Annotated in this window: 7 protein-coding genes; all 7 read left to right on the forward strand. The window is 44.8% G+C overall.

Annotation, left to right across the window (positions count from 1 at the left end):
- Nucleotides 1-48: 48 nt before the first annotated feature.
- On the forward strand, nucleotides 49-1,722 hold the full coding sequence (locus H9625_RS12680; RefSeq protein ID WP_087396419.1) for an amino acid permease: 1,674 nt from the start codon (nucleotides 49-51) through the stop codon (nucleotides 1,720-1,722).
- Between the two features lie 96 nt (nucleotides 1,723-1,818).
- Nucleotides 1,819-2,646 (forward strand): 3'(2'),5'-bisphosphate nucleotidase CysQ, encoded by an 828-nt coding sequence (gene cysQ / locus H9625_RS12685; protein WP_087209173.1) that lies wholly within the window; start codon nucleotides 1,819-1,821, stop codon nucleotides 2,644-2,646.
- Nucleotides 2,647-2,812: 166 nt separating this feature from the next.
- Nucleotides 2,813-4,381, forward strand: coding sequence for an SLC13 family permease (locus tag H9625_RS12690; protein WP_022041008.1), 1,569 nt, complete (start codon nucleotides 2,813-2,815; stop codon nucleotides 4,379-4,381).
- Between the two features lie 115 nt (nucleotides 4,382-4,496).
- On the forward strand, nucleotides 4,497-5,105 hold the full coding sequence (cysC, locus tag H9625_RS12695) for an adenylyl-sulfate kinase (RefSeq protein WP_087247143.1): 609 nt from the start codon (nucleotides 4,497-4,499) through the stop codon (nucleotides 5,103-5,105).
- 28 nt (nucleotides 5,106-5,133) lie between these two features.
- Complete coding sequence (cysD, locus tag H9625_RS12700) at nucleotides 5,134-6,045, forward strand: sulfate adenylyltransferase subunit CysD (RefSeq protein WP_022041010.1); 912 nt, start codon at nucleotides 5,134-5,136, stop codon at nucleotides 6,043-6,045.
- 111 nt (nucleotides 6,046-6,156) lie between these two features.
- Nucleotides 6,157-7,662: a sulfate adenylyltransferase subunit CysN gene (gene cysN, locus H9625_RS12705; protein ID WP_022041011.1), complete on the forward strand. Its 1,506-nt coding sequence runs from the start codon at nucleotides 6,157-6,159 to the stop codon at nucleotides 7,660-7,662.
- Between the two features lie 91 nt (nucleotides 7,663-7,753).
- Nucleotides 7,754-8,860, forward strand: a complete 1,107-nt coding sequence (locus H9625_RS12710; protein WP_087209167.1) for a sulfotransferase family protein — start codon at nucleotides 7,754-7,756, stop codon at nucleotides 8,858-8,860.
- Nucleotides 8,861-8,966: the final 106 nt, after the last annotated feature.

Below are 8,966 nucleotides of genomic sequence, written 5' to 3' on the forward strand. Positions count from 1 at the left end.
GTTTTTTTGTATGTTTGCATCCTAAAATCAATATGCAACTTGCAAGAAATGGAAGGATTATTCGTCAGAAAAAGCATAGATGCCCTGCAGGAAGAAGCCGGGCAGACAGGAAATAAGACCCTGAAACGGGTATTGGGACCGGTCAGTCTGGTGGCTTTGGGGGTAGGCGTGATTATCGGAGCCGGGCTGTTTTCTATTACAGGGACAGTGGCTTCGGAATATACGGGACCTGCTATTACGCTTTCGTTTATCATAGCTGCGATAGGATGCTGTTTTGCCGGGCTTTGTTATGCCGAATTTGCCTCAATGATTCCGGTGGCAGGTAGTGCTTATACTTATTCGTATGCCACTATGGGAGAACTGATAGCTTGGATTATCGGATGGGACCTGGTGTTGGAATATACTGTGGCTGCTACTACGGTCAGTATCAGTTGGAGCCGTTATCTGGTGGTCTTTCTGCAAGGAGCAGGCATTGATTTGCCCCATACATTGACTGCTTGTCCGTGGGATGGGGGCATAGTCAATATACCTGCCATGGTGATTGTGGTATTGATGAGCCTTATTCTGATGCGAGGGACGGCGGGCAGTTCGTTTTTCAACGGATTGATTGTATTTTTGAAAATCAGTGTGATTCTGGTTTTTGTCATTTTGGGTTGGAAGTTCATTCAGGCAGATAATTATGTGCCATACATACCTGAAAATACCGGAAAACTGGGTGAGTTCGGATGGTCGGGTATTTTGCGGGGGGCAGCCATTGTGTTCTTTGCTTTCCTGGGATTCGACGCGGTAAGTACTGCGGCACAAGAAACGAAGAATCCCAAGCGCGATATGCCTATTGGTATTCTGGTATCTTTGCTCGTCTGTACGATATTGTACATTCTTTTTGCCCATGTGATGACGGGGGTAGCTCATTATACAGATTTCAAAGGTCAGGAAGGCATCGCTCCGGTAGCTGTGGCTATCGAGCAGATGGGATATGCCAATGCGCAGGGGGTGATAATGCCTGCTTACCCGTGGCTGAATAAGGCAATTGTACTTGCCATTCTTTTTGGTTATTGTTCGGTGATTATGGTTACTTTACTTGGTCAGAGCCGTGTGTTTCTCAGTATGAGCCGCGATGGTTTGTTGCCTCCTTTTTTTTCTCGTATCAATACACGTTTCCGTACACCGGTACATAGTAATTTCCTGTTTATGGTAGTGGTAAGCTTGCTTGCCGGTTTTGTTCCTGCCCAAGTGGCAGGCGAAATGACCAGTATCGGTACCTTGCTTGCTTTTACATTGGTTTGTGCTGCTGTGCTGATTGTGCGTAAGACGATGCCTGATGTGCATCGTGCATTCAAGACGCCGTGGGTTCCTTTTGTGCCCATTATGGGTATCCTTACCTGTTTGTGTATGATGTGTTTTCTACCGGCCGACACGTGGATTCGGTTGGTTCTTTGGATGTTGATAGGATTGGATATCTATGTCAGTTATGGAAGAAAACACAGTAAACTGGAACCAGGAAGGGTTTATCGTAAAGGCGATACGGTATTGAATATCTTAGGACTGGTGCTGGCTGTGCTGAGTGTAATTACTGGTTTATGGCACCAGCAGACTGTAGGTTGGGAAGCCGACAAGACTTTGCTGGTCATTTCTTTTGTCTTTGCTTTTACCCATTGTGCTTATTATATGTGGCGGCTTTGGCATCAGGCAAGCGACTTGAAGCGGGCTCCGAAGTCATAAAAGAAGTTATAATGTAAGTACGCGGACAGAAAAAATGAAATATCAACCAATATAATATGGATAAAAAGCCGTTATTTTACGGCAATTTAAGACAATATGGATAAAAACAGACTATTTGTAGCCATACAGGCATCTTTGAAAGCCGGGGCTGCTATTATGGAAGTATATACCGACCCGAACGCAGATTTCGAGGTGGAACGGAAAGCTGACAATTCGCCTTTGACGATAGCCGACCGCAAGTCGCATCAGATTATTGTGCAGGAATTGTCGGCATTGCCTTATCCTGTGTTGAGCGAGGAAGGTAAAGAAATACCTGTTGCCGAGCGAAGAGGCTGGAATGAATTGTGGGTGGTAGATCCTTTGGACGGTACCAAAGAGTTTATCAAGCGTAATGGAGAATTTACGGTAAATATTGCTTTTGTGAAAGACGGACGTCCTGAGGCTGGAGTGATATATATACCGGTCAGGGAAGAGCTGTATTTTGCTGATGAGGTTTTGGGGGCTTATAAACTGGAACACGTTGCCCGTTTGAATCCAGAGGATACACTAGAGAGCCTGATAGGACGTGCACAACGTTTGCCTTACCCGGATGGGCGGACATACGGTACATTTGTTGTCGTGGCTTCGCGTTCGCATCTCAATGCTGAAACCGAGCATTTTATCGATGAAATGAAAAAGAAATATACCGAAGTACAAACCGTGTCGAAAGGAAGCTCGTTGAAACTTTGCCTCATAGCCGAAGGTAAAGCAGATGTCTATCCCCGATTTGCACCTACAATGGAATGGGATACAGCAGCCGGACACGCTATTGTACGTGCAGCAGGAGGTGAAGTGTATCAGGCTGAGACAAATCTTCCCCTTCGGTATAATAAAGAAGATTTGTTGAATCCGTGGTTTATCGCTTATCCTTGTATTGGTCGTTAAACGGAGTTATATTTGGAAGCCGAACGGAATTATATTGGAAGTTAAAGGGAACTATGTGGAAAATTAAAGGGGAGTCGGATATCAGTCACTCTGAAGTATTGGTCTTTTGTTGCTTCTGATTCCGGCGAGACATGACTTCTGAATTAAAAATAAACTTTTCAAGACTATGAATTTTGAAATACTTTTTGTGTTGCTGGGGCTGATAGGGATGCTCGTTGCGCTTATCTTGGATAAAATGCGTCCGGGCATTGTACTGTTGTCATTGGTCGTGGTGTTTATGGCGGCAGGTATTATCACTCCCAAACAGATGGTTGCCGGATTTAGCAATCGTGGCATGATAACGGTAGCTTTGTTGTTTCTGGTGAGTGAAGGTGTGCGCCAAAGTGGTGCACTTGCCACGGTCATTAAGAAATTGTTGCCCGAACGGAAAATGTCGGTAATGCAGGCACAGTTGCGTCTGTTGCCTGTTGTTAGTGCTTTTTCGGCTTTCCTTAACAATACTCCAGTAGTGGTTATCTTTGCACCTATTGTGAAAAACTGGGCAAAAAAAGTTGGGCTATCGTGTACCAAGTTCCTCATTCCTTTGTCGTATGCTACGATTTTGGGTGGGTTGTGTACACTTATCGGAACATCTACCAATCTGGTGGTTCACGGTATGATGATTGACCGTGGTTTGCCGGGGTTGAAGATGTTCGATCTTGCCTATATTGGCATTCCCATCACAATAGCCGGACTTCTTTTCATTTTGTTTACTTCGAAGAAACTGCTTCCAGCCGAACGGCCCGATAATTTTGAGGAAGAAGAGGCAGATGCGGCGGAAGTGAAAGGACAGCATATAGTAGAAGTGGTGTTGGCATCACGTTTTCCTGGTTTGAAGCGCAAGTTGAAGAATTTTGATTTTAAACGTCGTTATGGGGCTGATATCAAGGAAATACGCCAGGGAGGCCAGGTTATCACCAAGAACTTGGGTGAAGTGAGGTTGCAGGAAGGTGACACACTGGTATTGCTTGCTGATGATGAGTTTACCAAGGCGTGGGGAGATTCTTCCGTTTTCCTGATGATGACTAATGGGCAGGAGATACCTTCGCGTCCGATGCCTGGGTGGAAGAAATGGACGGCATTGGCGCTTTTGCTGATTATGATTATCGGTGCTACTATCGGTGAGCTTCCTTATTTTCAGGAACGTTTTCCCGGTGTGAAGATGGACATGTTTTTCTTTGCATCGGTTACGGCTGTGGTGATGGCTTGGCTTAAGATATTTCCTCCGAAAAAATATACTAAATATATCAGTTGGGACATACTTATCACCATAGCTTGTGCCTTTGCTATCAGTGCGGCGATGGAAGAATCCGGACTGGCGGCGTTGATAGCCAATTTTATTAAAGATGTGTCTGGTTCGTTGGGAGCTTGGGGAGCTTTGGCGTTGCTTTATTTTGTCACACTGGTTATTACCGAACTGGTAACGAACAATGCTGCAGCAGCACTTGCCTTTCCGCTTGCGCTGGAAACGGCTGCAGAATTCAACGTAGATCCGATGCCTTTCTTCATCGCTATCTGCATTGCTGCATCGGCAGGTTTTGCTACCCCCATCGGTTATCAGACTAACTTGATTGTGCAGGGAGCCGGTAATTATCGGTTTACCGATTTCTTGAAGATTGGTCTTCCGATGGATTTGATTGTGATGATTTTATCGGTAGGTCTTATCCCGCTGATATGGCCTTTTGTACAAGTGTGATTTTCAATGCGGACGAAAGAGATGCGGAAACGTTATATCCGAAGGGCTTGTCTTTCAGATAAATCTGCATATCTTTAATGTCCGGCTATATAGATAGTAAACAGAAAGATAATAAATGAACAACATTTATCCTATATTCGACAAGATGCTGTCCCGTGCTGACAAGGAGAAACTGCTGGGGCAACGTGGATTGATGATTTGGTTTACCGGACTGAGTGGGTCGGGTAAGAGTACTCTTGCCATTGCGCTTGAACGTGAACTGCAACAACGAGGATTGCTTTGCCGCATCCTTGATGGGGACAATATCCGGAGTGGAATCAACAATAATTTGGGCTTTTCGCCAGAAGACAGGGTAGAGAATATCCGTCGCATAGCCGAAGTTGGCAAGTTGTTTGTTGATACAGGTATTATTACCATTGCCGCATTTATCAGTCCGAACAATGAACTTCGTGAAATGGCAGCACATATCATTGGTGCGGATGATTTTGTGGAAGTTTATGTCAGTACGCCGATAGAAGAATGCGAGCGGCGTGATGTGAAAGGCTTGTATGCCAAGGCACGTCGTGGGGAAATCAAGGAGTTTACAGGGGTTTCGGCTCCGTTTGAAGCACCTCAACATCCGGCACTTTCGCTCGATACTTCGAAGTTTTCGCTCGAAGAATCAGTGAACCAGCTCCTGCACTTGATTTTGCCCAAAGTGTCCGCCCCTCTGAGTAAGGAATGAAAAAAAGAAAAAGCAAACATTATAAATTATGCAAGAAGAATACAACTTGAGCCACTTGAAAGAACTCGAAGCCGAGTCTATTCATATCATTCGTGAGGTGGCTTCCGAATTTGAAAACCCGGTGATGCTGTACAGTATCGGAAAAGATTCGTCGGTAATGGTGCGCCTTGCCGAAAAAGCCTTTGCTCCGGGCAAAGCGCCCTTTCCATTGATGCACATTGATTCGAAATGGAAATTTAAGGAAATGCTTCAGTTTCGTGATACATATGCCAAAGAACACGGCTGGAAACTTATTGTGGAAAGTAATATGGAAGCATTCCGTGCCGGAGTAGGTCCCTTTACTCACGGAAGTAAGGTACATACAGACTTGATGAAGACGCAAGCGTTGCTTCACGCTCTTGATAAATATAAGTTTGATGCTGCTTTCGGAGGAGCACGCCGTGATGAGGAAAAATCACGTGCCAAGGAACGCATCTTCTCTTTCCGTAACGAATTCCATCAGTGGGATCCCAAGAACCAGCGTCCCGAACTGTGGGACATCTACAATACTCGTATCCGTAAAGGGGAAAGCATCCGGGTCTTTCCTTTGAGCAACTGGACAGAACTGGATATCTGGCAATATATCCGTTTGGAAAAGATACCTATTGTGCCTTTGTATTTCGCCAAGGAACGTCCGGTAGTAAATATTGACGGGCAGCTTATTATGCCTGATGATGACCGTCTGCCCGAGAAATACCGCGATAAGATTGAAATGCGGAAAATCCGTTTCCGTACTTTGGGGTGCTGGCCGCTTACAGGGGCTATTGAAAGCGATGCCGATACCATAGAGAAGATTGTGGAGGAAATGATGACCACCACCAAGAGCGAACGCACAACCCGTGTTATAGACTTCGACCAGGACGCAAGTATGGAAGAGAAGAAACGGGAAGGATACTTTTAAATGAATAATTAATAATGAATAATTAATAACGATTCCTACATTCGTTTGTTGTTCATTACCTATTCATGTACCGTTATTAACTATTAATTGTTAATTATTAATTGAAGAAAAATGGAAGAAATAGATAAAACCAAATCAGGAAACCCGATGGAAGGCGAAGCCAGAGGCCGTATGTCAATTGAAGAGTTTCTGAAAAAAGATGAGGAGAAAGACCTGTTAAGGTTCCTTACTGCCGGTTCGGTAGACGATGGAAAGTCTACTCTTATCGGACGCTTGCTTTTCGATAGCAAGAAGATTTACGAAGACCAGCTTGTGGCATTGGAACGCGACAGCAAACGTGTGGGGAATGCCGGTGAGCACATTGATTATGCTTTGTTGCTCGACGGGTTGAAAGCAGAACGCGAGCAGGGGATTACCATTGATGTTGCTTACCGCTATTTCTCTACCAACAACCGTAAATTTATCATTGCCGACACTCCGGGGCACGAGCAATACACGCGCAATATGATTACCGGAGGCTCTACCGCTAATCTGGCGGTTATTCTTGTTGATGCACGTGCCGGAGTCATTACCCAAACCCGCCGCCACTCTTATCTTGTTTCCTTATTAGGCATCAAACACGTGGTATTGGCGGTGAACAAGATGGATCTTGTAGATTTTTCGGAAGAAATATTTGATAAAATAGTGGCGGATTATAAAGCATTCATCGCTCCATTGGGTGTGCCTGATGTGACTTGTATTCCACTTTCGGCACTTGATGGAGATAATGTGGTCGAAAAATCGGCACGTACTCCGTGGTACGCAGGTCCTTCCTTGTTGGAATATCTTGAAACCGTGCACATTGGTAACGACCATAATTTGAAAGATTTCCGTTATCCTGTGCAATACGTCTTGCGTCCTAATCTCGATTTCCGCGGATTTTCATCCAAAGTGGCTTCGGGCATCGTGCGCAAAGGAGATGAAGTGATGGCATTGCCTTCGGGGAAGAAAACCCGTGTAAAGGCAATCTATGCTTCTGATGGAGAATGCGATTATGCTTATCCGCCTATGTCGGTCACTCTGACCTTGGAGGACGAAATAGATGTGTCACGTGGCGAAATGCTGGTGCATCCTGACAATATGCCGTTGGTAGGACGTAACTTTGAGGCGATGCTTGTCTGGATGGACGAAGAAAAGATGGATATGGAAAAATCGTTCTTCCTGAAACAAACTACCAATACCAGCCGCACACGCATTGATAGTATCAAGTACAAGGTGGATGTCAACACGATGGAACACCTTTCAATTGAAAATGGACAGTTGACAAAAGAAACACTGCCTTTGGAGCTGAACCAGATAGCTCACGTGGTGTTCACGTCATCGAAAGAGCTTTTCTTCGACCCTTATGCCTGCAATAAGGCGACGGGGGCGTTCATTCTTATCGATCCGATAACCAACAATACCAGTGCAGCTGGCATGATTATCGGCAAGGTAGACGACAAGGACATGCATACTACGATGGAAATTCCAGTACTTGACCTGCCTAAGTTAGGGATTGCTCCCGAACACTATGATGCCATCGAAACCATTGCAAAAGAATTGGAACGCCGTGGATACGCAATAGAGATAAAGAAATAAGTTTTTAATGAAGAATGAAGAATTAAGAATGAAGAATTTTGACTGGTTCACATCATTCTTAGTTCTTCATTCTTAATTCTTCATTTACAATATGGGCTTATTAGAATTTAGCAAATTGCCGGTTAACACCTTGGTAGGTGCCGACTGGAAGACATTCAACGAAATAACCAAAGGGCGTGCCATCGGTTCTGCTTATCGGGGAAAGTTCCGTCTGACAAAAGCAGTGTGCCGTCTGCTTTCTGTATTGAAACCCTTGCAGGATAAGAAGTATGCAAGCCTCCTGGCACAGAAGCCGCTCGAACATGATCCGGTATTCATTTTAGGGCACTGGCGCAGCGGAACCACCTTTATGCACAATGTTTTTTCATGTGACAAACATTTTGGTTATAACACTACCTACCAAACCGTATTCCCGCATCTGATGATGTGGGGGCAACCTTTCTTTAAGAAAAACATGAGCTGGCTAATGCCTGACAAGCGTCCTACCGATAACATGGAGCTTGCCGTTGACCTGCCTCAGGAGGAAGAGTTCGCCCTTACTAATATGATGCCTTATACGTATTATAACTTTTGGTTCCTGCCCAAGCACATGCAAGAGTATGCCGATAAGTATTTGCTTTTCGAAGATGTCACGGATGCTGAGTTGAAAGTGTTTGAGGAAACTTTTACCAAGCTTATCAAAATTTCGCTCTGGAACACTGGAGGCACCCAGTTTCTCAGTAAGAATCCCCCTCACACAGGCCGCGTGAAGGAATTGGTGAAGATGTTTCCCAATGCCAAGTTTATCTATTTAATGCGTAATCCGTATACGGTATTCGAGTCTACCCGGAGTTTCTTCACCAATACCATCAAACCTCTCCAACTTCAAGACATCAGTCCTGAAGAGTTGCAGCAGAACATCCTCACGGTGTACGACAAGCTCTATCACAAATATGAGGCTGACAAGCATTTCATTCCTGAGGGCAACCTGGTAGAGGTGCGTTTCGAGGATTATGAAAAGAACGCGTTCGACCTGACGCAGGAAATCTATCAGAAACTTTCTCTTCCTGGATTCGAAGAAGCACGTCCTGCCATTGAGGCATACGTCAACAAGAAGAAAGGCTATAAGAAGAACAAATACCAGTATAAGCCGGAAACAGTAGAGCTGGTGGAAAAGCACTGGGGATTTGCTCTTGATGAATGGGGATACAAGATCTGATTTATACAAAATAGGGATTAAGAAGCAGTTTCTTAGAAGCTGTTTTGAATTTATCGTGCGATGATTTGGGATGAGTTTTTGAGGCATTTTCGCTTCTGTGATGAGG

Origin of the sequence: Phocaeicola intestinalis (genome assembly GCF_014837065.1) — a bacterium.
Taxonomy (GTDB): Bacteria; Bacteroidota; Bacteroidia; order Bacteroidales; family Bacteroidaceae; genus Phocaeicola; species Phocaeicola intestinalis.